Here is a 26,223-nt window from a genome sequence, read left to right as displayed (position 1 = left end):
AAGACCTGCGTCGATCTTCATGAACCTACACCCTCTTTGTCCTAACAGGATGAAGGGGGTTTTTTTATGAAACAAAAATGTTCAGGAGACAGGGGGAGAAATTCGATGGCTGACTTAGTTCGATTGGCTGATCTTAGGACAGAAGATATTGAAACCATTCTGGATGGGGCGCGCAAGATCAAACAAGCGGGTGAATCAATGAAGCATAATGGTGTCATCGCTAATCTGTTTTTTGAGCCAAGCACTCGAACGCGCACGAGTTTTGAGGTGGCTGAGAAACGTTTGGGTTTCCATCCCTTAAATGTGGATGAAATCACCTCAAGTATTCAAAAAGGGGAAAGTCTATATGACACAATCCGAACATTAGAGGCAACGGGGATTGATGCGGTCGTGATTAGACACACACAGAATGAGTATTACCAAGATCTTCAGGGTCGGCTTTCTATTCCGATGATCAATGCCGGTGACGGGTGTGGCGATCACCCCACCCAAACATTATTAGATTTATTAACGATACAGGAATCATTTATTGTGTTTCAAGGTTTAAAAGTGGCGATCATTGGTGATTTGCGCCATAGCCGAGTGGCGAAATCGAATGCGGAAACATTGCATCGACTGGGTGCCGATGTCATTTTAAGTGGCCCAGCAGAATGGTATAATGACAGGCTTCCTGGAAGATATGTACCGGTGGACGAAGCGATGGCTCAGGCTGATGTTGTTTATATGTTACGGATCCAGCATGAGCGTCATCAAGGCATCATGGATTTAACGTCTGAAGATTATCATGAGCAATTTGGTTTAACCATGACAAGAGCTGAAGCGATGAAGCCCGGTGCTATTATTATGCATCCGGCACCTGTCAACCGCGGTGTTGAGCTTGACAGTCGCTTGATTGAGTCGAATAATTCGCGGATTTTCTCACAAATCCATAACGGCGTTCCTGTAAGAATGGCCGTTATTGAATGGGCCATTGGTCAACTTAAGGAGGAGATGAATGATGGGGCTTTTATTAAAGTCGGGTCAAGTCTATAGCAACGGCTGTATCGAGCAAAAAGATGTGTTCATTGAAGGAGGTATCATCCGGAGGATATCTGATCATATACCAAAAGATGGGCAAGATGTGATTGATGCCGAAGGACTATTGGTGACACCGGGATTTGTTGACGTACACGTTCATCTGCGCGAACCAGGTGGTGAACACAAAGAAACGATCCGGACGGGCACAAAGGCCGCAGCTAAAGGGGGATTCACAACCGTTTGCGCGATGCCAAACACGAACCCAGTTCCCGATAACGATGAAACCATGGTGCAATTACACCATACGATTCAACGTCAAGCGGTTGTGGATGTCTTGCCGTATGCTTCAATTACACAAGGCTTATCTGGGCATACGTTAAGTGATTTCCGGAGTTTGAAGGAAGCAGGGGCTTTTGCGTTTACCGATGATGGTGTCGGTGTGCAATCGGCAAGTATGATGCTTGAGGCCATGCAGCGGGCAGCTAATTTAGATATGCCGGTCGTCGCGCACTGTGAGGAGAATTCGTTAATCAACGATGGCTGTGTCCATGATGGGTGGTTTGCCCGTGAACATGGATTACGAGGGATACCGAACGTTTGTGAAGCGACACAGGTGGCTCGCGACGTCTTGTTAGCAGAAGCAGCAGGCGTTCACTATCATGTCTGTCACGTGAGCACGAAAGAAACGGTCCGGGTGATTCGCGATGCAAAACGTGCTGGAATTCGGGTGACGGCCGAAGTGACACCGCACCATCTGTTATTGACAGAAAATGATATTCCGGATTTGGATCCTAATTTTAAAATGAATCCACCGCTTAGAAGTGTAGCTGATCGCGAAGCACTCATTGAAGGTTTGCTTGATGGCACCATTGATATGATCGCGACGGATCATGCCCCACATGCCGCTGAAGAGAAAGCACAAGGGATGGAAAAAGCGCCGTTCGGTATTGTCGGCTTAGAAACAGCCTTTTCTCTACTATACAGTCATCTTGTGCAAAGAGGAGTATTGACCTTAGAGCAGTTGCTTGAACGGTTAGCGCATATTCCTGCCCAGATATTCGGAGTGAATGGTGGGATCTTAATGGAAGGCGGTCCAGCTGATGTGACATTCATTGACTTATCTCAAGAACAGGTGATTCAACCTCATGAACAGGTTTCCAAAGGTCAAAACACACCGTTCATGGGTTGGTCGTGTCATGGACTACCCGTCATGACCCTTAAAGCAGGCCGGGCGGTTTATGAACAAAGGAGGCTAATTGTATGACGCAGCGGCAACTTGTATTAGAAGATGGTTCCGTTTTTGTTGGACAGTCACTTGGGGCTGAGTCTATTTGTGATGGTGAAGTTGTTTTTAATACAGGGATGACTGGGTATCAAGAAATTTTGTCGGATCCATCGTATTCCGGTCAAATTGTTGCCATGACTTACCCGCTTATCGGTAATTATGGTCTTCATCGTGACGATTTTGAATCACTTCACCCTGCGATAGCGGGTTTAGTGGTGAAAGAAGCGGCTAATGCACCTAGTCACTGGCGCAGTGAGCAGTCCCTACACGACTTACTAGTTGCTAAAGATATCCCAGGTATTTCAGGGATTGACACCCGGCAATTGACGCGTAAAATCCGAAGCCATGGGACATTAAAAGGACGCCTTTGTGATGGGGATGTAGCGGTTGATCAAGTTGTGGCGGACTTAAAGACGTATCAGCTCCCTACCGGTCAAGTGAAGCGAGTATCCACACCGACAATGTACACCAGTCCAGGCTCTGGACCGCGTATTGTTCTGTACGACTTTGGTATGAAGAAAGGGATCCTGCGAGCCTGTCAACAGCGGGAGATGGATGTCCTTGTCGTTCCTTATAATACACCAGCGGCTGAGGTTTTAGAGTACCAACCTGATGGTGTTTTCTTAAGCAATGGTCCAGGAGATCCCAAAGACGTTCCTGAAGCCATTGCTGCTGTCCGAGAATTGATGGAGCAGCTCCCTGTTTTCGGTATCTGTCTCGGCCATCAAATCATGGCCTTGGCAGCGGGTGCCGATACGATAAAGATGACGTTTGGCCATAGAGGAGCCAACCATCCGGTAAAGGATTTGCAATCAGGCAAGTTTTATATGACCTCACAAAATCACGGTTATACGGTTGATCCTGATTCATTGCACGGGACAGGATTTGAGGTGTCACATAAGGCAGTGAATGATGGGACGGTTGAAGGACTCGTGCATCAAACGCTGCCAGCAGCTAGCGTTCAGTTCCATCCAGAAGCAGCACCGGGACCGGACGATTTCACGGAATGGTTTGACCGATTCCTAACGACACTACAACGCCAGCCAAAGAGAGGAGTTCAATATGCCTAAAAATACTGCGATTCATAAGATTCTCGTGATTGGGTCTGGTCCGATTACAATTGGACAAGCTGCTGAGTTTGATTATTCCGGAACTCAAGCTTGTACCGCTCTTCAAGAAGAAGGCTATGAAGTGATTCTAGTGAATTCTAACCCGGCAACAATTATGACGGATACAGAAATGGCTGATCGCGTCTATATTGAACCCCTAACGTTAGCATCGGTGACAGATATTATTCGTAAAGAACGGCCTGATGGCTTACTGGCCACTTTAGGGGGGCAAACCGGACTTAACCTTGCCAATGAACTTGACGATGCCGGAGTGTTAACTGAATATGATGTCATATTTCTCGGTACCAATCTAGAAACGATCCGACAAGCGGAGGATAGAGAAGCGTTTCGTTCACTGATGTATGAATTAGATGAACCCGTGCCTGAAAGCCAGATTATCAATAACATGGCGGAAGCACGTTTGTTTGCTGATAAGACGGGTTTGCCGCTGATTGTCCGCCCTGCTTATACCATGGGTGGCAGCGGCGGTGGGATCGTCACAACGCCGGATGAACTCGAAACGATTGCTGACCAAGGGCTCAAACAAAGCCCTGTTCACCAGATTTTATTGGAAAAAAGTATTGTCGGCTACAAAGAAATTGAATTTGAAGTCATGCGGGACGGGAATGATGGCGCTATTGCTGTTTGTCCCATGGAAAATCTTGATCCGGTTGGCATCCATACCGGAGATTCCATTGTAACCGCCCCAACCCAAACGTTAAGTGATCGTGATTTACAAAAGCTGCGTCATGTCTCATTAAAAATTGCCCGGGCGCTACAAATTGAAGGAGGCTGTAATGTCCAGTTGGCTCTATCACCGGATAGCGATCAATATTACATCATTGAAGTCAACCCGCGTGTGAGTCGATCATCAGCCTTAGCGTCAAAAGCAACGGGCTACCCGATTGCAAAAGTGGCTGCAAAAATTGCAGTTGGTTACCAGCTTGATGAAATTCCCAATGCGATCACGGGAACAACCTACGCCAGCTTTGAACCATCCATTGACTATGTCGTAACGAAGATGCCGCGTTGGCCCTTTGACAAATTTGCAGCCGCCAACCGCACATTAGGGACGCAGATGAAAGCGACCGGTGAAGTGCTGGCTATCGGGCGTACCTTTGAAGAATCGTTGTTAAAGGCGATTCGTTCATTAGAAGCGGGTTACATGCATTTGCGTTATGCGGACTGTCAGAATTGGTCTAATGCAACAATTGAAAAAGAAATGATTGCACAAGATGATCGCCGGATTTTTTATCTCGCTGAGGCGTTCCGCCGCCAGTACTCACTTGAGAGCCTATGGCATTTGACAGGGATTGACCCGTTCTTTTTAGACAAAGTCAGACATATTGTTACGTTTGAAGAACGGTTAAAACAGTCTGTTTTTGATCCCGGTGTCCTTCTTGAAGCAAAACGAATTGGGTTTTCGGATGCCTTTATTGCTGAGTTATGGGAGACCCAGGAAACTTATATCTACTCATTTAGAATGAAGCACGCAATTCGGCCGGTTTATAAAATGGTTGATACGTGTGCGGCTGAATTTGCTTCGGAAACACCTTACTTTTACGGAACCTATGAGCAGGAAAATGAATCTGAGCCAACAGAACAAAAGCGTATTCTCGTGTTAGGAGCCGGTCCGATCCGGATCGGCCAAGGGATAGAATTTGATTACGCCACTGTCCATGCTGTTTGGGCGATTAGGGAAGCCGGTTATGAAGCCATTATGATGAATAATAATCCAGAAACCGTGTCAACGGATTTCAGCGTTGCCGACAAATTATATGTCGACCCTCTAACGGTTGAAGACGTGATGCATGTTGTCGATCTTGAGCAGCCGGAAGGGGTTGTCGTCCAATTCGGGGGACAAACCGCGATTAATCTCGCTGATGAGTTGAGCGCCCGGGGTGTGAAGATATTGGGGACATCACTCGAAGCGATGGATACCGCGGAAGATCGTGATAAGTTCGAAAGCTTAATGAATCATCTTAATATTGCCCAACCGAAGGGACAAACCGCGTTCACATCAGAAGAAGCTTATACAATAGCTGCTCGTATTGGTTATCCTGTTCTCGTTCGTCCATCTTATGTCCTTGGTGGTCGGGCGATGGAGATTGTGAATAGTGTTGGTGAGCTCAAGCATTACATGGAGACGGCAATCAAAGTCAGTCCCCATCATCCCGTCCTCATCGATCGTTATCTGACAGGAACGGAGATTGAAGTTGACGCCATCAGTGATGGCAGCAATGTGTACATCCCTGGCATTATGGAGCACATCGAGCGGGCAGGTGTCCATTCCGGTGACTCGATTGCGGTGTATCCGCCGCAAAAGCTCTCTGAAGTTATGAAACGTCGCATTACCGAAACGACGACGAGTATTGCAAGAGGACTGCAGATTGTTGGGCTACTTAATATCCAGTATGTCATTCACGAACAACAAATCTTCGTCCTTGAGGTCAATCCAAGATCAAGCCGAACGGTGCCGTTTTTAAGTAAAATTACCGGCGTCCCGATGGCGAATCTGGCGACAAAAGCGATTTTAGGAGAGTCACTTGAACAATTGGGATATAGCTCGGGGCTGCATCCTGAATCTGATGGTGTGTTCGTTAAGGTTCCGGTGTTCTCCTTTGCCAAATTAAGCAATGTCGACATTACCTTAGGGCCGGAAATGAAATCGACTGGGGAAGTCATGGGGAAGGACCAAACGCTGGAAAAAGCTTTATATAAAGGCCTTCTGGCAAGTGGAATGGCGATTCCAGATCATGGGTCCGTTTTATTCACGATCGCTGATCAGGACAAGGAAGAGGTGATTCCACTTGTCCATCGGTTTGCGGCGATTGGTTACGACATTCTGGCGACGCATGGAACGGCCAATGTTATCCGTAAACAAGGTATTCATGTAACAGAAGTTGATAAGGTGCAGGATGGTCAAGACACGATCCTTGATGTCATACGCCAAGGCCGGGCGCAATTCATTATTAATACACTGACGCATGGTAAACAACCCGCACGTGATGGCTTTAAAATCCGCCGGAAGGCCGTGGAGAACGGCGTTGTTTGTCTGACATCATTGGATACCGGTGAAGCATTGCTCGGCGTCCTAGAGTCTATGGCGTTGACAACTGAACCTATGCCGGACGGACTGACTGATCGAGTGGTGAAGCTTGTATGATGACGATAGACGCTACAATCAATGAGCAGCGGTTGATTGCTGATCACATTTTAGAAATGACACTGACGCTTCCAAGTGACGGGCCAATGTTTGATCCTGAGCCGGGCCAATTCGTCCATGTGCAAACGGGTTCAGCTAATGTCCTTCGTCGGCCGCTGAGTATTTGTGATTATGATTCTAACATGAGGCAATTGACACTTATTTACCGGCTGGAGGGTGAAGGTACACGCCACTTATCGGAACGCAAATCAGGTGAAACGGTGAATTTATTAGCTCCGCTTGGTCAGGGATTCCCTTTGTCTGAGTTAGGAGCCGATTCAACCGCGTTGCTTGTTGGTGGCGGCGTCGGTGTCCCACCCCTGTACTACTTGTCAAAACAGTTAAGGGCAAGAGGCGTTAAGCCCATTCATGTTCTCGGTTTTGCTGATAAAAAAGCCGTTTTTTATGACAACAAGTTTTGTAACATGGGTGAAACTTTTGTTGCGACAGTAGACGGCTCAGCAGGAACTCAAGGTTTTGTGACGGATGTCATCAATCAGCGGGGTCTGTCAGCGGACGTGATTTATGCGTGTGGACCGGTACCGATGCTGCAAGCGATGCAAGCCTATCAGGAGGCCTGTCCGGTTTACATTTCATTGGAAACCCGGATGGGGTGTGCTCTCGGTGCCTGTTACGCCTGCGTATGCGGTGTACCTGGAAGTGCGAGCGATTATAAAAAAGTATGTACAGATGGTCCTGTATTCCAAGTCGGAGAGGTGGAGCTGTCATGCTAGATGTCCAATTGCCAGGTCTTAGGATGAAAAATCCTGTCATGCCGGCATCGGGGTGTTTCGCTTTTGGTGATGAGTTCGCTGGTATGTATGATTTGAATAACCTCGGTGCGATCGCAATTAAAGCAGCGACCCGTGAACTTCGTTTTGGTAATCCGACACCACGGGTTGCGGAGACGCCTTCAGGCATGTTGAATGCGATTGGTTTACAGAATCCAGGCGTGGAGCAGATTATTGAACGGGAGATATCAAGATTAGCAAACTATGATACACCGATTCTAGCCAACATTGCTGGCTCGACGACGGATGATTATTTGTATGTTGCTGAACAAATATCACAGTCCCCTCATGTCTCAGCGCTTGAGCTTAATATCTCCTGCCCGAATGTAAAAGAAGGCGGGATCTCATTCGGCCAGGATCCTGCCATTGCTGCTGAGTTAACAAAAGCAGTCAAAGAGGTTTCTGAGGTTCCGGTTTACGTGAAACTATCACCAAACGTTGCCGATATGGTGACCATGGCCCAGGCTGTTGAACATGCAGGTGCAGATGGGCTATCAATGATCAATACTCTCATGGGCATGCGCATTAATACGACAACACAAAAGCCAATCATCGCCCATGGATCCGGTGGTTTGAGTGGACCGGCCGTCAAACCGGTTGCGATCCGTATGGTTCACGACGTTAGTCAAGCGGTAACGATCCCGATTATTGGCATGGGTGGGATTCAGTCGGTTGATGATGTCATTGAATTTTTTTTGGCCGGTGCTAGTGCTGTAGCGGTTGGCACCGCGAACTTCACTGATCCATTCATATGTCCAAAAATCATTGAAGAACTACCACAACGGTTGGCATCCATGAATGTGAATCATATCAGTGATTTGACGGGAAGGAGCTGGCGGCCATGCATAACCCCGTGATTGTAGCTTTAGACGTTGCGAGCCAAGCAGAAGGCGAAGAATTACTAAGATCATTTGATGATCGGACCATATTTTTAAAAATCGGCATGGAGCTTTTTTATCAGGAAGGTCCTGGCTTAGTCAAAACGTTAAAACAGCAGGGACATCAAATTTTTCTCGATCTTAAATTGCACGACATTCCAACAACTGTTTATAAAACCATGAAGGGCTTGGCTCGACTCGGCGTTGATATGGTCAACGTTCACGCTGCCGGTGGCAAGGCAATGATGGCACAAGCCATTGCTGGATTAAAAGCAGGAACGCCTACTGGGAAAAGGCACCCAATGTGTCTTGCGGTCACTCAGTTAACCAGCACTGACGAAGCAACATTGCAGCAAGAGCTATTGATTAATCATTCTATGGATGATGTGATTGTTTCTTATGGACAATTAGCAGCGAAGAGCGGTTGTGATGGTGTTGTTTGTTCACCATGGGAAGCTGAACGCATCAAATCATCTGTCCATCAAGATTTTATTACCGTCACTCCCGGGATTCGTTTTTCTGAAGATGCAGCGAATGATCAAAAGCGAATTGCCACGCCGAGTCGAGCGAAAGAGCTAGGCAGTGACTACATCGTCGTCGGCCGTTCGATTGCAAAAGCGCAGAACCCGAATCAAGCATATCAACGCGTATTAACCGAATGGAGGCAAGAACATGAAACAAGCAGCTGAACAGATTGCGAAACATCTATTGGATATTCAAGCCGTTATCCTTCGTCCCGATGATCCCTTCACATGGTCATCAGGTCTAAGAGCGCCGATTTATTGTGACAATCGTTTGACTTTAGCTTATCCGGATATCCGTAAGACCATCGCTCATTCGTTTGTCGAGCTAATCGGACAGAGATTTGGAGATGTTGATGTCATTGCCGGCACTGCAACGGCGGGTATTCCGCACGCTGCGTGGGTCAGTGACGCACTCAACCTACCCATGGTCTATGTTCGCGGATCAGCGAAATCGCACGGCAAACAACAACAAATCGAAGGCAAGATACAACTGGGGCAAAAAGCTGTTGTTATTGAAGATTTGATCTCAACCGGCGGCAGTGTGTTATCAGCTGTTAAGGCGCTTAAGGAGGCTGGCGTGGACGTGGTTGGTGTCGCAGCGATATTCACGTATCAATTGCAGCAATCCAAAAAGCAATTTAAAGACGCTGGTATTGAAGTTTATACCCTAAGCGATTTTCAAACCTTATTGTCTGTTGCGGGAGCCGAAGGGTATATTGATGATAAGCAAAGTGCATTATTGGGACGCTGGCATGACTATCCGGAGAATGAAGACTGGATGATAGAAGGGTTAGCCAAATAAAAATTTGTGTGGGCGGCATCATGTGTAGATGTCGCTCGAAATAAAGAAGGTTCTATACTTGGGAGAATGCATTTAGTCGATATTGACGAAACTCAAACTCTTGGTTATGTCGGGTATAGAGTGGGAAAAAGATACATTGGGAAAGGCATTGCTAGTCAAGCACTAAGATTGTTATTAGAGGCTGCAAGCGAGAAGAGCATAGACAGAATTAAAGCGAAGACGATTAATAATAACAAAGCGTCCCAAATAGTCTTAGAGAAAAACGGATTTAAACTGATAGCTACCAGTAATGAGGTGTTCGAAATGTCTGGGCAGAGGTTAAAATTTGTGTATTATACTTGGTCGAAATAAGTGTCATGAACTAATAGGAGGGGTTAGCAAAATAACTTAAAACCTACTTTTGGTAATTTTCATTCTTAGGAAGGTGAGATTAGATGAATAAAGTACAGGATTCCCGGTTAAAAATTACCGAGGTTAACCTAGAAAATGAAAGGGAAGCCCAACAGTTATACTAAAAGGACTAAAGTAACATTTTGGGTTTATTGATGATACATTGAATCCTGACTTGTATCCTATCCATAAAACTTACATGGGAAGAGAAAACATCCTCTTTGTTGGTTATCATCAAGGCATTTTAATATGGAATGTCTGTGGCAAAGGACTTCAGAAGAAAAGGTTCTGCAAAAATCATGCTTGCGAAGTTAGAAGAAAAGACCAAACGGGTGGGTTATTTAAAACTTGTACTGGAAACAAATCTTTACTGGATTAATACAACAGGTAGGCTAGAAGTCATAAATGTGTTATTGCAGAGATCTTATTGTCAAAATACAAGGGGATATATATGACACAAGGTAATCAGCTACTAACTTGGTCAAATGATCGAGTAATCAAATAAACTTAAAAATTTGGAGAGAATCAACCAGAAATCATCTTGTTTTAAATGACCGAGCTTTTCACGGACCATAGGAGCATCGATTGTAAAAATTTTATTGACCCGAGCCATAGAAGGTTTTAGCAAACCAGCTTCTTTCCATTGAGAAATTAAAATATCTGAAGGGGTATTTCTTTGGACTGAGGTAATCATCATACAAATTAGGTGGGGTTGTCTGTATGCGTCCGGCTTATTTAAAATTAACGCTGGACGTTTTTTGTTTCCTGTTAAGTCTGAAAAGGGAAAAGGAATTAAAATCATATCACCCTGTTTATAGGTCATTATATATATCATCCTCCTGGTTATCCCATTCTTTAAAAGTGGGTTCACTTACCTTAAGGGCACCGTAGAGCTCTTGCTTTTCCTGCCCTTTTGACGCCATTGATTCTACAACAGTTCTTAGGGCAGAAATTTGTTTTTCATCTAGAACATTCAGCAAGGTAATCAGTTTTTCTTTTTCACTCATTGCCATCGTGTTCACCTCCACTATTATTATATGCTGAACAAAGAACATGAGCAACACCGAAGCTTAGAATGAGGCGGCTTTTATGTACATCTTAATAGGTGCGCCGACTACCTTTACAGTATCTGTGGTTATTTTGATAATCGTTTATAAAATGGCTGCTACTCGAAAAATTCCTAGTAACAACTATACACCGTTTGATTACATATCATCGCAAACTACTGTTGAATTTCATGAAGAAAGAGAGCAGGAAGAACATCATTTAATTTTAATACTTACTGTCCAAGGAGGATGGCACATGACGATGCCTACAAGAGACACATATAATCGGTTAGCCGAAACATATAAAAACGATGTTGATGAGGCAAGCCCATACAATGCCCATTATGAGCGCCCGGCCATGATGGCGGCTTTGCCCGAGAAATTAGATGGAAAAAAGGTGTTTGATGCAGGTTGTGCAGCTGGGTGGTATGCCGCTCAGTTCCTATACCGGGGTGCGGAAGCTACAGGCGTCGATGTTAGCCCTGAAATGGTGCAAGCAGCGAAACATTGTTTAGGAGACAAAGCAACATTCCTTTGTCATGATCTGCAGGAAACTTTGCCTTTTGAGGATGACTCTTTTGACGTGATCGTAAGCTCACTTACGCTTCATTATCTAAAAAATTGGACCCACACGTTTCGGGAATTTAACCGCATTCTAAAAGCAGGCGGAACCTTTTTATTTTCAGTTCATCACCCGTTTATGGATTATACCAGTCACAATTGTGAGGATTATTTTAAAACCCAATTATTAACAGATACTTGGAACAAACCCAATATCACGATTGATGTCAGTTTTTACAGAAGACCGATGCAAAGCATCGTCAATGAGACCACTCAATTTTTCAATCTCGACAAGCTGATCGAACCTCAACCGCAGCAGGAGATGAAAGAAGTGAAAGAAAAATCCTATCATAAATTAATGACGAGCCCTCATTTCTTAATAATAAAAGCGAGGTCAAATTAGTTGTAAGGGAAATCCTCTTGAAACAGCAAAGACTTCTAAGATTAGGACGATTCAGAAATACATGATATAATTTCTATATCTAAACAGCAAAGGAGAGAGCCTGTGTATATTGTATTTGATCCAATCTTCATTGTAGCAAAACTAGTGAACTTTTAGGGGATTGGAAAATAGACAATCTCCGAAACTAAATGAGGGGAAAGAGCAATTAGGTAATGATCTTGCTTTTTTCGGCGGATATACTAACGGCTATTTAGGCTATTTACCTACTAAAGAAGCTTTCTCATACGGAGGCTATGAAGTTGAACTAAATCCCGTTGTCTATGGACCGATGACAGGGTTATGGATGCCGCCAATTAAGTCAAGTTCCAATGAAGTTGTAGGAAAGGTTTTGGAATTACACAAAACTATAAACTGAGGCTTAAATAGGGGAGATTGATATGACAAGTACCTATGTTGATTGGGGTGGAGGAAAGGTTAAATTAACTTGGCATCGTGATCACCAAATGCCTGACCACGGCCTCATTACAAGTGTTCATGGATTTTGCTTTCACAACAAGAAATTGTTATTGGTTGACTTAAATCATAGGGGATGGGATTTTCCAGGGGGTCACATTGAATTAAATGAAACGCCAGAAACATGTTTCAAACGCGAAGCGATGGAAGAAGGTTATGTCGAAGGAGACTGTAACCTGCTTGGATACATCGCAGTTGACCACACCGAAAATCCTAAATGGAGCGAAAATAGCCCATACCCGAAAGTTGGTTATCAGGTGTTCTATCGTTTGGATATTAAGCAGATATATCCTTTTGAAGGAAAGTATGAATCAATTCAACGAATCTTTATAAACCCCAATAATGTTACTAATTACTATGGTGATTGGCATATACTGTATCAAGAAATTTTGGATTTCGCTCTAAATTCAAATGAATGATAAGCATTTCTGACGTAATTTTGTAGGGATAGTTTTATCTATATGGAAGTGTAAAAAATGAACGGGATTATCGTTGAACAAGGATATATGGAGAGATAAGAGCTCAATTTAAAACGGCTAGTGGGGGACATAAGCATGATAACGGATCAATTTTTGAATAATATTGAAGATATAAATCAAAGTTTTTCCGGATGGGATTTTTCTTTTATTTCAGGTACTGGGCGTGTGCAGGAGGAGTTACTAACTTGGTCTTATGGTAGCATCGCTAGACCCCTGATTCAGCGTGCAAAATCGATGTTGGATATGGGGACTGGTGGGGGAGAATTTTTATCTTTGCTACGGCCCTTTCCGGAAACAGTATTTGCAACTGAGGGATACAAGCCTAATGTTCCAATTGCTAAAAAACGGCTTGAGCCGTTAGGTGTAAACGTGGTTCATTTTGAAAAGGATTCCAACCTTCCTCTGCAGGATGGACAATTTGATCTAATTTTGAACAAGCATGATTCTTATTCCTCAGCGGAACTAAGAAGGATCATTTCAGATTCAGGAATTTTCCTCACTCAACAAGTTGGGGGCTTGAATTGTTCCCAAATAAACGAGACTATGGAGGTGCCCTTAAATGAAGAGTTTCATAACTGGAACCTAAAAACAGCATTAGAGGAACTTAACGAATGCAACTTTAATGTCTTGTATAGCAAAGAGGAGTTTCCTGTCCAACGTTTTTATGACGTTGGTGCTTTAGTTTATTATTTAAAGGCGATTCCTTGGCAAGTTCCGAATTTTAACATTGAAGACTATCTGGATGAATTATATCAAGTTTATCAGATCATTCAATCAAAAGGCTATTTTGACGTCCATCAACATCGTTTTATTATTCAAGCAGAAGCCGTATAGAAAGCTCAAGATTTCTTTTGGATTCGGTTTACGTTAGTAACACATTCGCATCCACAGTTATAAAGCTGTGTTTGCAATGATGTAGGAGACCTGATCTATGGAGGTCTGTTTTTAAGTGTGGGATCCTTTATCCTTAAATCCTGACGTTTGGAAATTCTAGTACATAGGAGAATTAAATGACGTGATAATGGACGGCATAGTAAGTTTGTACTGTCTTTTTTTATTGGACAGGTTTTCAATTTGTGAAAATGTTTGAAAATTGACTGCCATGAAGTATCATTGAAGATGGTTGTAGAACTTTCCTGAACGGGGAGTATGGTTAGAAAATTTTTTCAAAATGCCGCAATTATTAAGCAATATAACAGGGGGCGTTAATATGAAAAAATGGTTGGGTTCGTCAGGTGTTTGTGTAAATGAAAATGATGAATTGTTAATGGTGTTACAAGGGAAACCTGATGAGATAAAAACATGGTCTATTCCTTCAGGTGGTCAAGAAAACAATGAAACTTTCGCCGAATGTTGTATAAGAGAAATTGAGGAAGAAACAGGATATGTTGTAGAAATAGTTGATGAAATAAAAGTGAAAAGTGGCAATTATGAAGAACTCAATATATCTTTTGAAGTCCATTATTTTTTAGTCAATATTGTTGATGGGGAAAGAAACATTCAAGACCCTGACAATTTAATATATGATATTGCATGGAAATCAGCAGAGGAACTAAAAAATTTAGATTTAACATACCCCGAAGATAAGGAATTTTTAATACATCACCTCCAAAGGGATAAGTAATTTTTTTGCTCAACTATTAGTAGACGTTAGTTTAGAAAGCCATGAGAAATAATTAAGGTCATAATTTTCTCTTAATAATTATTGCTTATTAAGTTTAATATAAAGGAATAATAGTTTAATTGAGGGGCGTTGTGATGAGGATTATCCAAAAGGAATTTTATATTCATCATTTGCGTTATGTTGTTAGGTCTGCAATAGAGAAAGACGCCAAAAACTTATCTGAGGTAAGAGTGCAAATAGATGGCGAAACAGAAAATTTAGATAGAGAGAAAGGCGAGGCGTACATAGATGAATCAGGTTTTAAACAGATAATTAAAGATGATACAGAAAGTATTAGTAACCTATTTTTAGTTGCTGAAGCTAATAAGAGAATTGTAGGTTTTTCAAGATGTGAAGGGAACAAATTAAAAAGAATATCTCATAAAGTAGAATTTGGAGTCTGCGTATTACACGAATATTGGGGATATGGTATAGGAAAAACCTGTTAAAAGAATCTGTTCATTGGGCAGACTCAAATGACATTAAGAATATAACTTTGAATGTTCTCGAAACCAATGATAAAGCTATCAGGCTTTATGAAAAATATGGTTTTGTAGTGGAAGGTATCTTGAAAAGAGATAAGATTCTATCGGACGGGAACGGTTATAATACTATATTGATGGGAAGGTTTAATGGATAAGAATAGAAAACCTAGGTGAAAAAAATGTATTGAAATCTGAAATAATGGTTATTAAGCAAAAGAATAGATTAATGGAATGCAAGGAGAGTTTGCTGAAATTTAAAAATAAACATTCATACAAGGTGAAACATTTATGGAGATAGAGGGATTATTAAAAGGAATGCCGACTCTTGAAACCGACCGTCTATTATTAAGAAAACTATCATTAAATGATCTCGATGATATATTTGAGTTTTCGTCTGATCCCGAAGTCGCTCACCATATGACATGGGAAATCAACAAATCCAAGGATGAAACGCTAAATCATTTTATCAAGATCGTCATTGATGGTTATGAAAAGGGGCAATCCGCTGAATGGGCATTAGTGCTGAAAGAGAGCCATAAGGTCATCGGTACTTGCTCATTTGTAGATTGGTCCAATGAACATAAGAAGGCGGAATTAGGATATGTCTTAAATAAAAATTATTGGGGTCATGGCTTCGCATCTGAAGCCATTAAAGCATTAATTAGATATGGTTTTGAAGTGATCCACTTAAACCGAATCGAGGGGGGTTGTGATACAGATAACATCGGTTCTGAAAAAGTAATGTTAAAGGTAGGCATGACATTTGAAGGAACATTAAGACAAAACGAGTTTATCAAGGGTGAGTTCCGGGATACTAAGGTTTTTTCAATTTTAAGAGAAGATTTCATATCTAGGGGGAGAGCGAATGCTTTATGTGACTACTGATAGATTAGCTTTAGTTACTTTTACACTTGAAATGTTAAAAGCAGCTTTAGAGGGTAAAAAACAATTAGAAACAATGGTCGACTTAATTTGACAGTCATTCGCATAAGGCGTTTGGGTTAAATGGTTTATAATGGGAATTTCATCTTTTAAAGAATTATGATTTTTAACGATATAAAAGAATCGTACAAAGTTACCTGCTACGCTTGGAGATGTATTTCTTAGTGGCGGGATTTTTGGTTTACTGTTATACATAGCTATTCAACTCACTAAAAATCAATCGAATTAAATAACCAAGCTCAAGTGCTGATACTAATGGTATCAGCTCAAAATAGCTAGAGATATCCAGTGTTCAGAGGAAGTTAGTGTGGGCGGCATCATGTGTAGATGTCGCCTTTTTTTATTGGCATAAGGTGAATAAAAGGATACGTCTTAGAGAGAATAATGACACAGAGCATAATATAAAATGTTTGGTTCTTAGGGGACATATTTCTTGCGGAAAGGAGTCCTTTGTCATGCTAAAAAAATTCACACCCGTATTTAAAATATCGGCGGCCATTATGTTGGTGCTCGTTATTATTGGAGTCTTGTGGCCGAAGGGGTTAGAAACAGCAACATCGAATATTCAAGCGTTTATATCTCATAAATTGGGATGGTACTACTTAATCGTAGTGACACTCATTGTCCTAGTATGTTTGGTATTCTTAATTACCCCTGTTGGAAGAATTAAACTTGGTGAGCCAGGAGAGAAACCCGAATTCTCGAGGCCAACTTGGATTGCCATGTTGTTCAGTGCCGGAATGGGGATAGGACTTGTTTTCTGGGGGACAGCTGAACCTGTCAGTCATTATGCGACCAGTTCTCCGACTGGGGAAACAGGCACAGATCAAGCCATTAAGGATGCCATGAGATTTACTTATTTCCATTGGGGCATTCATGCGTGGGCGATCTACGGGATTGTGGCACTCGTATTAGCTTATTTTAATTTCAGACATGGAAAAACTGGCTTAATCAGCGCGACCTTACACCCCATTATCGGCAAAACGGCTGATGGGATTACTGGGAGAGTCATTGATATTCTTGCGGTTATCGCTACAGTTATCGGGGTAGCCACGACACTAGGTTTTGGTGCTGTTCAGATCAATGGCGGGTTGGCCTTTTTATTTGATATACCGACGAACGTTGTTATTCAATTCATCATTATAGCTATCGTTACGGTTCTTTTTATGATTTCGGCTTGGACAGGCTTAGGTAAGGGTATAAAAATTTTAAGTAATGCTAATATGGTTTTAGCAGGTTTGTTATTCATTTTAACTTTCATTATTGGTCCCACATTATTTATATTAAATTTATTTACGAATACGATTGGGACTTACATCGAGCATCTTCCAGCCATGAGCTTTAGTATTGCGCCCACCAGCGAAGAGACAAGAGAATGGATTAATAATTGGACGATATTCTATTGGGCATGGTGGATCGCATGGTCACCCTTTGTAGGTATATTTATTGCTCGAGTCTCCAAAGGTCGGAGCGTAAGAGAATTTGTCTTTACTGTGTTACTCGTTCCATCCGTCATTGGGTTCTTATGGTTTGCCACTTTTGGTGGAACAGCGATTTCGCTCGAACATAATGGGATTGATACCATTTCGACGCTGGCAAAAGAAGAATCATTATTCGGTGTCTTCTCTAATTTCCCATTAGGCATGGTTGCTTCGATCGTTGCGATTCTGCTTATTAGCACGTTCTTTATTACTTCAGCTGATTCAGGGACCTTTGTATTAGGAATGATGACGACAGGGGGATCCGAAAATCCCGGTCGTACGATTAAATTAACCTGGGGTGTACTGCTCTCAGCTACAGCACTTGCTCTTTTATATACAGGCGGACTTCAAGCCTTGCAAAACACAATGATCATTGCCGCTTTACCTTTCTCGATTATCATGCTGTTAATGACTATGAGTTTCATTAAAGCGATCTATAAAGAAGGGAAAGAACTTGGTATTGGTCGAATTAATCATCCTAAAAACAAGTCTTAAAAAGAATTTTAAGGTCCAGTCAATTTTAGTGTTTCCTATATAATAAGACATTTGTTTTTCTTTATTCAACCGGAAACGGACAGTATCACAAGCTGATGCTGTCCGTTTTTTGAACAAAATTAGGGTGCACTAATGGCTGGATGGTTCCTTCAAGTTGAAGCATCAGAACCGACTGACCTTGATATTGTTATTTTTGATAAAAACCTTCATCGCTTGTACAGAAAGACCCTGAGTGGCCCAATGGTCATTATCAAACCGTATCTTAAGACAGATGGGTGAATAAAAGGATTTGCCTTAGAGATAATAATGACACATAGCGTTTTATATCAATGCTTGATCCCTGAGGAAAGTATGAACGCAATGAGGGAGGACGATTGTGTCAATTTCTCCTAGAAAGGAGTTCATTGTGATGTTAAAAAAACTAACACCCGTGTTCAAAATATCGGCAGCAATTTTATTAATACTCGTTATTATAGGTGTCGTTTGGCCAGAGGGATTAGAAACAGCGACATCGAATATCCAAACATTTATATCAAATAAATTGGGGTGGTACTACCTTATTGTGGTGACACTATTCGTCTTAGTATGTTTAGTATTCTTAATCACCCCAGTTGGAAGAATTAAACTCGGTAAGCCAGAAGAAAAGCCCGAATTTTCGAGGCCTACTTGGATTGCCATGTTATTCAGTGCCGGAATGGGGATAGGGCTTGTCTTTTGGGGGACAGCTGAACCTATCAGTCATTATGCTACCAGCTCTCCTACAGGGGAAACAGGCACTGATCAAGCAATAAAAGATGCTATGAGATTTACATACTTTCATTGGGGCGTCCACGCATGGGCGATCTACGGGATTGTAGCTCTAGTATTAGCCTATTTTAATTTCCGAAAAGGAAAAGACATACAAATCAGTGCCACATTACACCCGATTATTGGTAAGCGAGCTGACGGAGTTATAGGCAAAGTGATTGACATTCTTGCCGTTATCGCTACGGTTATCGGGGTCGCTACAACGCTTGGATTCGGAGCTGTACAGATAAACGGCGGACTGTCTTTTTTGTATGACATACCCGTTAACATTGTCGTCCAGTTTATCATTATAGCCATCGTTACCGTATTGTTTATGATCTCAGCATGGTCAGGCTTAGGTAAAGGGATAAAAATTTTAAGTAATGCTAATATGATTCTGGCAGGATTGTTATTCATTGTGACTTTCATTATGGGACCAACGTTATTTATTTTAAATTTATTTACGAACTCAATTGGATCTTATCTAGAATATCTTCCAAATATGAGTTTCCGTATAGCTCCGCTTAGCGAAGAGACAAGACAGTGGATTAATTCATGGACGATATTCTATTGGGCATGGTGGATTGCATGGTCACCATTTGTTGGGATATTTATAGCACGCGTCTCTAAGGGACGTAGCATTAGGGAATTTGTTTTTACAGTCTTAATTGTTCCCTCAATCATCGGGTTTTTGTGGTTTGCAACATTTGGTGGAACAGCTATTTCACTCGAACACAACGGGATTGATACCATTTCAACGCTGGCAAAAGAAGAATCATTATTCGGCGTCTTCTCTAATTTCCCATTGGGTATGGTTGCTTCGATTCTTGCCATTGCGCTTATTAGCACGTTCTTTATCACCTCTGCTGATTCGGGAACATTTGTATTAGGATCGATGACAACCGATGGTAAGCAGGATCCAAGTCAATCCATTAAATTAACTTGGGGTGTTTTGCTCGCAGCTACTGCACTCGCTCTTCTATATACTGGGGGTCTTCAAGCTTTGCAAAACACCATGATTATCGCAGCTCTGCCTTTCTCAGTTATCATGCTGTTAATGACTGTGAGTTTCATTAAAGCGATCTATAAAGAGGGGAAAGAACTTGGTATTGGTCGAATTAATCATCCTAAAAACAAGTCTTAATAAGAAGGGCGAGGCTAGGACAAAAGTATATTCGTCACAGAATAATCCGAACGATTTATAAAATCTGTTCGGATTATTTGTTTAAAATGGTAGTTTGTGTCAGCGCTTCGTCAAAATCCTTCGCTTGCCGCGGGCACGGTGCTTATTGTTCGGCTTTGGGTATCCTGTTTTAGATTTGTCCCAGACTCGTCTTTTTATGTGATTGACGTCATTGACTGGAACTGAATGAAACAGGCTGTTGCTGATACAACCATTACAATTGCAGTTAAATCTAAGGCATAAGGTTAAATTAGATGGAAACAAGATACTTGATGCAGGATGTGCAGCTGGATGGTATGCCGAAAAGTTCTTGCAACGAGGGGCGAACGTTACAGGCGTTGACGTCAGTCCTAATATGGTGAACCCCTCACTTCTTAATAATCAAAGCGAGTTCAAAAAAATTGTAGGAAAGGCTGATCCCGCAAATTACAGAACTCAATCTAATCATTAAAAAGTCAAGTCATTGATTATAAAATTCACCACACGCTATGCTATAGGTAGAACTAAAAAAGGGAGTTGGTTATGTGCGGAAAATGCCGGGTCACGAATTTGACGAGCTTGTGGCATTTTTTGATCAAATGGCGCAAACGGAGTGGCTTTCTGAAATCCATTGGCAGTTAATCGATCGTTCTGGTGATTGGGCGGAACGGGATGTTATCGATATTGGCTGCGGGACGGGGCGGTTATTGCTGAAAAACGGAGCAGCGGCCGGTTCAATCACTGGCATTGATTTATCAGAGAATATGATTCAAGCAGCGAATCTTAATGCTGAACGAGCTGGAATGGCAGGCAAAAGCCATTTCAGCGTCGGTGATGCTTACAGGTTACCTTTTACGACTGCTATGTTTGATGTGGCCTTGTCAACTTGTGTGATGTTCCTATTACCCGAACCAGAAAAAGGCATTGAAGAAATGCTTCGTGTCCTAAAGCCAGGGGGAAGGATTGCGATGTTGAATCCGTCGGAGAAGATGAGCCCAGAGGCGATTCAATCGGTTATAAATGATCGAAAGTTGACAGGGTTTGAAAAAGAAACGCTTGAGAAGTGGTCGAACGTATCAACCAAACGTCATCGCTACTCACAGGAACAATTGGATGATATGTTTGCTTACCTTGGAGCGACATCGATATCCCATACACCAGTGTTAGCCGGTCATGCTTACATTTCAATTGCGGATAAATCGGATGATTGAAGTTAAATGACAAAGATACATTTCTATGAGATTGTTTACAGTCAGATAACAAATCGGCTAAGTATGTAAACCTATGAAGGCCTATATAAAGCCTGTCAATGATTATTGATATGTAAAATCTAGCAGGTGAATCTATTTTTTCCTTGAAAATGGGCATGATTATCTGTATTTGACGTCATAGTAGACTCAAAGATATCATAAGGAAATCTATTCCTGAAATATTACAAAAAATCCATGCTAGAATGAGGTTGCAAAACAAACACAGCAAAGGAGATGTGCTACAGAATGATGAAGAAAAAGGGTTTTGCAACAGCAGCACTAGTAGGAACCGTTTTGTTTGGCGGAGCTTTTCAAACAGCTAGTGCTGAAAGCCATCAAAGTCAGGCAAAAGGCAATGTTTCCATTCAACAACATTGTGATCATCTCTCAAAACAAGAAGTTCAAAACTTGCTAGATAAAAAATTTGATCATCAAGTAAATTGGAAAAAAGTTGATTGGAAGCAAAACGATACAAGAGACAATAAATCTTCTAAGTCAGAAGAGCAGCAACAGTCTGACCAAAAACAGCAACAGAACCAACAGACTGAGAAAGATCCTAAACAGAACCCAGAACAAGCTGATCAGTCAAAGCAGGCATCGGCACCATCTGGTAATAAACAGCCACAACAAAATCAGCAACAGTCAAAACAGGAGCAAAACAGTCAACTAAGCCAATTTGAACAAAAAGTGGTTGAACTTACCAACCAAGAAAGAGAACAACGTGGTCTGTCCCCTCTTAAAGTAGATACTGAATTAAGTAAAGTGGCACGTGAAAAATCAAAGGATATGGCCAGTAACAATTACTTTTCTCACAACAGCCCAACGTACGGATCACCTTTTGATATGATGGACCAATTTGGTATTTCGTATCGTACAGCAGGTGAAAATATCGCTAAAGGGCAAACGTCACCGCAAGATGTTGTGGATGCTTGGATGAATAGTGAAGGACACCGTAAAAACATCCTCAATAGCGATTTCACACACATTGGTGTTGGGTATGTATCGAATGGTGATATCTGGACGCAACAATTTATCGGTAAATAAATGTTGCTAACATGATTGAGTGTATAAGAGCCGTCCCATTAAAATTGGGACGGCTCTTCTGCGTTCGTTTTTAGCCGATGAACTTCAGATTCATCAGGTGTCACGAACAATGTTTTCTGGTTATCATAAATGACATAACCCGGCTTAGCCCCGTTTGGTTTGCGGACGTGTTTGACATAGGTATAATCAACAGGGACGGAGCTAGACTGTTTTGACTTACTATAAAAGGCCGCGAGGTTGGCGGCTTCGTTAAGTGTTGCATCTGATGCTTCCCGGCTCCGGATCAAAACGTGTGAACCAGGAATATCTTTTGTGTGCAGCCAAATTTCATCGGATCGAGCCATTTTCATCGTCAAATGGTCATTTTGCTTGTTATTTTTACCGACAAGGATCAATGTGCCATCAGATGAAACGTATTGTTCTGGTTGCGGGCGGTGTTTTTTATTTTTTCTTTTCTGGGTTTGCTTTCGTTTAATGTAGCCACCATCCTGAAGCTCTTCACGAATTTCCTCAATATCATCAAGAGAGGCAGATTCCAACTGCTGCAACAGTCGATCCAAGTAATCGATCTCGGCTTCAGCTGCCGTTATTTGCTCAGTAGCCATCTGCGCCGCGGTTTTCGCTTTATTATATTTTTTAAAATAGGCTTGAGCGTTATCAGACGGGGATTTCTCTTTATCCAGCGGAATCGTCACCGTTGACTGATTTTCATCATAATAGTTGACCGCTTCAAGTGTTTCATCACCTTGATGGACTCTATGCATATGGGCGGTTAGCAGCTCGCCGAACAGTTGATATTCTTCTGCTTTCTCTGACTGCTGTGCTGTCTTCGTCAATTTTTTTAATTTCGTTTCATTTTTCTTTCGCTCATTGGTTAATAATTTTGTTAAATCAGCAACTTTTTGTTTCACAGTGTCCCGTTCCGCTTTGCCGCCGAAAAACGCTTCTAACATGGCGCTGACAGAAGTAAATGTGTCCGCCTGGCCATCGATATGGGTTAAATTAACAGCGTGGAACGTGTCTTTGCTATTTGAGTTGTGATAGATGGCCGGCTTAAAATCCTGTTCTGTAATGATCTGTTTCACATCCATAAGGGCTTCTAGCACGGCATCTTGTCGCGGTAAGCCAGCTCTATGCATCACTTCCCTGGCCAACAACGGTGAAAATCCTTCAATATTTTGCATAATCTGTTGATCGAGTTTACCTGCATTAAAGTCCAATCGTCTAAGGATCGTATCACGATCCAATTGTTCAGGATTAAGTTTATTCTGTTCAGGTGGCGGTGTATACGTTTGTCCGGGCAATACGGTTCTATAAGAATTCATCGCTGGCGAGAGGTGTTTTATGCTATCGTAAATGTGACCCGTATCAGCATTGATTAAAATAACATTGCTGTGCTTGCCCATTAATTCAATCACTAACCGTTTATGAACGGTATCGCCGATCTCATCTTTGGCTTTCACATCGATATGAATGATCCGTTCATAACCGACCTGCTCAATGTTTTCGATAATACTACCAACCAAATGTTTCCGGAGCAGCATACAAAACATGGGCGGCTCTTTCGGATTTTGGTACTGAGCTTCAGTAAAATGCATTCTTGCGAGTTGCGCATTGGTTGATAGTAGCAATTGAAATTTCTGCTTAAAATGTCTTACTTGGAATAAAAGATCTGTTGCTTGCGGTTGATATATCTTTCCGATCCGTGAACCGATTAACGTGTCGCGCAGTTCGTTAACCAAGGATCGGGTTACAATGCCGTCAAAAGCCATGATAAGTCCCTCGCTTTCTTCTCCATTAATAGTATATCATGCAAATGATTGGGGTTAAATCCTTGCCATTTTTCTTGTTGAACCGATAGAATCTATTTTAGAATAAGTTTGGGTGTGATATTATGATGTACAGCATGACTGGATATGGTCGCTCTATCGCAACGATTGATGAGCGGGAATTAACGGTTGAAATGAAGTCTGTCAATCACCGTTACTTAGATATGACCGTTCATTTGCCAAAATCATTGATGTATCTCGAAGAACCCGTTAAACAAATCATCAAGTCTTATGTTAGCCGGGGCAAAATCTATTTAATGACGGATGAGGACAGCACGTCATTATCCGCGCAAAGCCTCAAAACCAACTGGGCCTTGCTCAAACAATACATAGACCAACTAGAGCAAATGAGTGACCGATATGGCATTGATAAGCAACTGACTTATCAAGATTTACTACAATTAGATGACCTATTTTACGTTAGTGATGAACCGGTGGATAGGGAGCTGATTAATGATCATATTTTTCAAGCTGTCCATGAAGCCTGCGAGCAACTCGTCAATATGCGGCAGTCGGAAGGGATGAACCTGGCGGATGATTTAGCCATGCGTGTAAAACAACTGAACACCACCATTCAACGGTTAGAAGAACATGCCCCTATGGTTGCAGAAGTCTATCAAGAAAAATTAGACAAACGCATTCGTGAATATTTAGAGGATGTGGACGTAGATGAAGGGCGATTACTGAATGAAGTGGCGTTTTTTAGTGATAAATCCAACATAGACGAAGAAATTACGAGATTAAAGAGTCATATCAAGCAATTTTTTGATATAATGAAAGAACACGGTCCTAAAGGGCGGAAATTAGACTTTTTAATTCAGGAGATGAATCGGGAAATTAATACGATTGGTTCTAAAGCGGGCGATGTTACGATAAGTCAATATGTTGTCGATATTAAGTCTGATATTGAAAAACTTAGAGAACAAGTACAAAATGTTGAATAACTTAGGGGGTCTTTATTTTAAATGGTACAACTGATTAATATTGGTTTCGGGAATATTGCATCTGCTAGTCGGATTATATCGATTGTTAGCCCGGAATCACAGCCCATCAAGCGGTTGATTAAAATAGCAAGAGATGAGAACAAATTGGTGGATGCGACGTATGGGAGGCGTACTAGAGCGGTTATAGTAATGGATAGCGACCATGTAATCTTGTCATCCGTTCAGCCTGAAACCGTATCGCAAAGATTGATCTCAGACGATCTGTCGGATGATAATTAATGGAGGTCTAGGGTTATGACGCATAACGACCGTGGATTATTAATGGTCCTTTCCGGGCCGTCTGGTGTTGGTAAAGGCACAGTTAACCGCGCATTAAAAAAGCGCAGCACGACGATTCAATATTCAATTTCGGTAACGACTCGTCCGCCGCGTGAAGGTGAACAAAATGGTGTTGATTATTTTTTTAAAACCAAAGAACAATTTGAAGATATGATTCGTCATAACCAGTTGTTGGAATGGGCAGAGTACGTTGGTAATTATTACGGAACCCCCCTCGACTATGTCGAAAAGACTTTGAATGACGGTAAAGACGTTTTGCTTGAAATCGAAGTACAAGGGGCTATGCAAGTAAAAAACAATTTTCCTAGCGGTGTTTTTATCTTTTTGGCTCCGCCGAGTTTGGATGCGTTAAGGCGACGGATTACAGAAAGAGGTACTGAAACGGGTCATCTGATTGATACTCGGCTACAAACCGCTCGGGAAGAACTTGACATGATGCAGCATTATGATTATGTTGTGGAAAATGATGAAGTTGAACTTGCCTGTGATCGGATTGAAGCGATTGTGACAGCTGAGCATTGCAACCGGTCTCGGGTCATGAAAAAATATACACGTCTAACGGAGGTCGATCACAAATGATGCTACAACCTTCCATCGATGAATTGCTTGAGCAAGTGAATTCCAAATATACACTTTGCAGTTTGTCAGCTAAGCGAGCTCATGAGTTGCAAGTGGATTACAAACCAATGGTTGAAGACTCGACATCCAATAAATTGGTAGGTAAAGCTTTGGAAGAAATCAATGAAGGCTTATTGAAACCAAAGAAATAATCACACGAGAACAACAACCTCTTGTCAGGT

27 protein-coding genes and 4 pseudogenes are annotated in these 26,223 nt (G+C 42.0%); 28 read left to right on the top strand and 3 right to left on the bottom strand.

The window, feature by feature from the left end:
- The first annotated feature begins 105 nt into the window (after positions 1-105).
- The 10 genes from B9Y89_RS15240 to B9Y89_RS19625 all read left to right on the top strand — a co-directional run bounded on the left by B9Y89_RS15240 (position 106) and on the right by B9Y89_RS19625 (position 10,456).
- The gene (locus tag B9Y89_RS15240; protein WP_085524052.1) at positions 106-1,032 is read left to right on the top strand and encodes an aspartate carbamoyltransferase catalytic subunit; all 927 of its coding nucleotides are present in this window, start codon (positions 106-108) and stop codon (positions 1,030-1,032) included.
- Positions 998-2,281, top strand: a complete 1,284-nt coding sequence (locus B9Y89_RS15235; RefSeq protein WP_085524760.1) for a dihydroorotase — start codon at positions 998-1,000, stop codon at positions 2,279-2,281. The genes B9Y89_RS15240 and B9Y89_RS15235 overlap by 35 nt, the downstream gene beginning before the upstream one ends.
- Positions 2,278-3,372: a carbamoyl phosphate synthase small subunit gene (locus B9Y89_RS15230; protein WP_085524051.1), complete on the top strand. Its 1,095-nt coding sequence runs from the start codon at positions 2,278-2,280 to the stop codon at positions 3,370-3,372. Before B9Y89_RS15235 ends, B9Y89_RS15230 begins: the two co-directional genes overlap by 4 nt.
- Positions 3,365-6,577, top strand: coding sequence for a carbamoyl-phosphate synthase large subunit (gene carB / locus B9Y89_RS15225; RefSeq protein ID WP_085524050.1), 3,213 nt, complete (start codon positions 3,365-3,367; stop codon positions 6,575-6,577). The genes B9Y89_RS15230 and carB overlap by 8 nt, the downstream gene beginning before the upstream one ends.
- On the top strand, positions 6,574-7,350 hold the full coding sequence (locus B9Y89_RS15220; protein WP_085524049.1) for a dihydroorotate dehydrogenase electron transfer subunit: 777 nt from the start codon (positions 6,574-6,576) through the stop codon (positions 7,348-7,350). Before carB ends, B9Y89_RS15220 begins: the two co-directional genes overlap by 4 nt.
- A complete protein-coding gene (locus tag B9Y89_RS15215; protein WP_085524048.1) occupies positions 7,344-8,264 on the top strand; it encodes a dihydroorotate dehydrogenase in 921 nt (306 codons plus the stop codon). Before B9Y89_RS15220 ends, B9Y89_RS15215 begins: the two co-directional genes overlap by 7 nt.
- Positions 8,249-8,974 (top strand): orotidine-5'-phosphate decarboxylase, encoded by a 726-nt coding sequence (gene pyrF / locus B9Y89_RS15210; RefSeq protein ID WP_085524047.1) that lies wholly within the window; start codon positions 8,249-8,251, stop codon positions 8,972-8,974. Before B9Y89_RS15215 ends, pyrF begins: the two co-directional genes overlap by 16 nt.
- The gene (gene pyrE / locus B9Y89_RS15205; RefSeq protein ID WP_085524046.1) at positions 8,958-9,611 is read left to right on the top strand and encodes an orotate phosphoribosyltransferase; all 654 of its coding nucleotides are present in this window, start codon (positions 8,958-8,960) and stop codon (positions 9,609-9,611) included. Before pyrF ends, pyrE begins: the two co-directional genes overlap by 17 nt.
- Positions 9,612-9,617: 6 nt before the next feature.
- Positions 9,618-9,962, top strand: coding sequence for a GNAT family N-acetyltransferase (locus B9Y89_RS15200; protein WP_254901264.1), 345 nt, complete (start codon positions 9,618-9,620; stop codon positions 9,960-9,962).
- 293 nt (positions 9,963-10,255) lie between these two features.
- Positions 10,256-10,456, top strand: coding sequence for a GNAT family protein (locus B9Y89_RS19625; RefSeq protein ID WP_369596736.1), 201 nt, complete (start codon positions 10,256-10,258; stop codon positions 10,454-10,456).
- Positions 10,457-10,482: 26 nt separating this feature from the next.
- Here the strand turns inward: B9Y89_RS19625 and B9Y89_RS15195 are convergent, their stop codons facing one another.
- A complete protein-coding gene (locus tag B9Y89_RS15195) occupies positions 10,483-10,824 on the bottom strand; it encodes a type II toxin-antitoxin system PemK/MazF family toxin (protein ID WP_176222250.1) in 342 nt (113 codons plus the stop codon).
- Entirely contained in the window at positions 10,814-11,014 is a 201-nt protein-coding gene (locus tag B9Y89_RS15190) for a hypothetical protein (RefSeq protein ID WP_085524043.1), read from the bottom strand. Before B9Y89_RS15190 ends, B9Y89_RS15195 begins: the two co-directional genes overlap by 11 nt.
- 76 nt (positions 11,015-11,090) lie before the next feature.
- Between B9Y89_RS15190 and B9Y89_RS19435 the strand changes: the two are divergent.
- The 14 genes and pseudogenes from B9Y89_RS19435 to B9Y89_RS15130 form a co-directional block, all read left to right on the top strand.
- Positions 11,091-11,228, top strand: a pseudogene (locus tag B9Y89_RS19435) (DUF3951 domain-containing protein); the annotation flags it as partial.
- A gap of 75 nt (positions 11,229-11,303) precedes the next feature.
- Positions 11,304-12,011, top strand: coding sequence for a class I SAM-dependent methyltransferase (locus B9Y89_RS15185; RefSeq protein ID WP_176222304.1), 708 nt, complete (start codon positions 11,304-11,306; stop codon positions 12,009-12,011).
- 190 nt (positions 12,012-12,201) lie between these two features.
- Positions 12,202-12,426 (top strand): annotated as a pseudogene (locus B9Y89_RS15180) (neutral/alkaline non-lysosomal ceramidase N-terminal domain-containing protein); the annotation flags it as partial.
- 22 nt (positions 12,427-12,448) lie between these two features.
- Positions 12,449-12,943, top strand: a complete 495-nt coding sequence (locus B9Y89_RS15175) for an NUDIX hydrolase (RefSeq protein ID WP_085524041.1) — start codon at positions 12,449-12,451, stop codon at positions 12,941-12,943.
- A gap of 135 nt (positions 12,944-13,078) precedes the next feature.
- The gene (locus B9Y89_RS15170) at positions 13,079-13,837 is read left to right on the top strand and encodes a methyltransferase domain-containing protein (RefSeq protein WP_085524040.1); all 759 of its coding nucleotides are present in this window, start codon (positions 13,079-13,081) and stop codon (positions 13,835-13,837) included.
- 376 nt (positions 13,838-14,213) lie between these two features.
- Positions 14,214-14,627 (top strand): NUDIX hydrolase, encoded by a 414-nt coding sequence (locus tag B9Y89_RS15165; RefSeq protein WP_085524039.1) that lies wholly within the window; start codon positions 14,214-14,216, stop codon positions 14,625-14,627.
- A gap of 134 nt (positions 14,628-14,761) precedes the next feature.
- Positions 14,762-15,306, top strand: a pseudogene (locus B9Y89_RS15160) (GNAT family N-acetyltransferase).
- A gap of 133 nt (positions 15,307-15,439) precedes the next feature.
- Positions 15,440-16,036, top strand: a complete 597-nt coding sequence (locus tag B9Y89_RS15155) for a GNAT family N-acetyltransferase (RefSeq protein WP_085524038.1) — start codon at positions 15,440-15,442, stop codon at positions 16,034-16,036.
- 512 nt (positions 16,037-16,548) lie between these two features.
- Complete coding sequence (locus tag B9Y89_RS15150) at positions 16,549-18,069, top strand: glycine betaine uptake BCCT transporter (protein ID WP_085524037.1); 1,521 nt, start codon at positions 16,549-16,551, stop codon at positions 18,067-18,069.
- A gap of 132 nt (positions 18,070-18,201) precedes the next feature.
- Entirely contained in the window at positions 18,202-18,348 is a 147-nt protein-coding gene (locus tag B9Y89_RS19125) for a hypothetical protein (RefSeq protein WP_176222248.1), read from the top strand.
- A 130-nt stretch (positions 18,349-18,478) separates the two neighbouring features.
- Entirely contained in the window at positions 18,479-19,999 is a 1,521-nt protein-coding gene (locus B9Y89_RS15145) for a glycine betaine uptake BCCT transporter (protein WP_085524036.1), read from the top strand.
- A 286-nt stretch (positions 20,000-20,285) separates the two neighbouring features.
- Positions 20,286-20,489 (top strand): annotated as a pseudogene (locus B9Y89_RS15140) (class I SAM-dependent methyltransferase); the annotation flags it as partial.
- Positions 20,490-20,571: 82 nt separating this feature from the next.
- A complete protein-coding gene (locus B9Y89_RS15135) occupies positions 20,572-21,228 on the top strand; it encodes a class I SAM-dependent methyltransferase (RefSeq protein ID WP_254901310.1) in 657 nt (218 codons plus the stop codon).
- Between the two features lie 285 nt (positions 21,229-21,513).
- A complete protein-coding gene (locus tag B9Y89_RS15130; protein WP_085524033.1) occupies positions 21,514-22,311 on the top strand; it encodes a CAP domain-containing protein in 798 nt (265 codons plus the stop codon).
- A gap of 38 nt (positions 22,312-22,349) precedes the next feature.
- Here the strand turns inward: B9Y89_RS15130 and B9Y89_RS15125 are convergent, their stop codons facing one another.
- Positions 22,350-24,083 (bottom strand): Rqc2 family fibronectin-binding protein, encoded by a 1,734-nt coding sequence (locus B9Y89_RS15125; protein ID WP_085524032.1) that lies wholly within the window; start codon positions 24,081-24,083, stop codon positions 22,350-22,352.
- Between the two features lie 122 nt (positions 24,084-24,205).
- On the opposite strand from B9Y89_RS15125, the gene B9Y89_RS15120 reads away from it, so the two are divergent.
- Genes B9Y89_RS15120 through rpoZ form a run of 4 tightly spaced genes read left to right on the top strand, consistent with a single transcriptional unit; the run spans position 24,206 to position 26,193 of the window.
- A complete protein-coding gene (locus B9Y89_RS15120; protein WP_085524031.1) occupies positions 24,206-25,084 on the top strand; it encodes a YicC/YloC family endoribonuclease in 879 nt (292 codons plus the stop codon).
- 21 nt (positions 25,085-25,105) lie between these two features.
- The gene (gene remA, locus B9Y89_RS15115; protein ID WP_085524030.1) at positions 25,106-25,363 is read left to right on the top strand and encodes an extracellular matrix/biofilm regulator RemA; all 258 of its coding nucleotides are present in this window, start codon (positions 25,106-25,108) and stop codon (positions 25,361-25,363) included.
- Between the two features lie 15 nt (positions 25,364-25,378).
- A complete protein-coding gene (gmk, locus tag B9Y89_RS15110; RefSeq protein WP_085524029.1) occupies positions 25,379-26,002 on the top strand; it encodes a guanylate kinase in 624 nt (207 codons plus the stop codon).
- Entirely contained in the window at positions 26,002-26,193 is a 192-nt protein-coding gene (gene rpoZ / locus B9Y89_RS15105) for a DNA-directed RNA polymerase subunit omega (RefSeq protein ID WP_217807196.1), read from the top strand. The genes gmk and rpoZ overlap by 1 nt, the downstream gene beginning before the upstream one ends.
- Positions 26,194-26,223: the final 30 nt, after the last annotated feature.

Origin of the sequence: Tuberibacillus sp. Marseille-P3662 (assembly GCF_900178005.1) — a bacterium.
In the GTDB taxonomy this organism is placed as follows: Bacteria; Bacillota; Bacilli; order Bacillales; family Sporolactobacillaceae; genus Marseille-P3662.
Note: the sequence above shows the minus strand (reverse complement) of the source record. Positions and strands in the feature narration are given on the sequence as shown.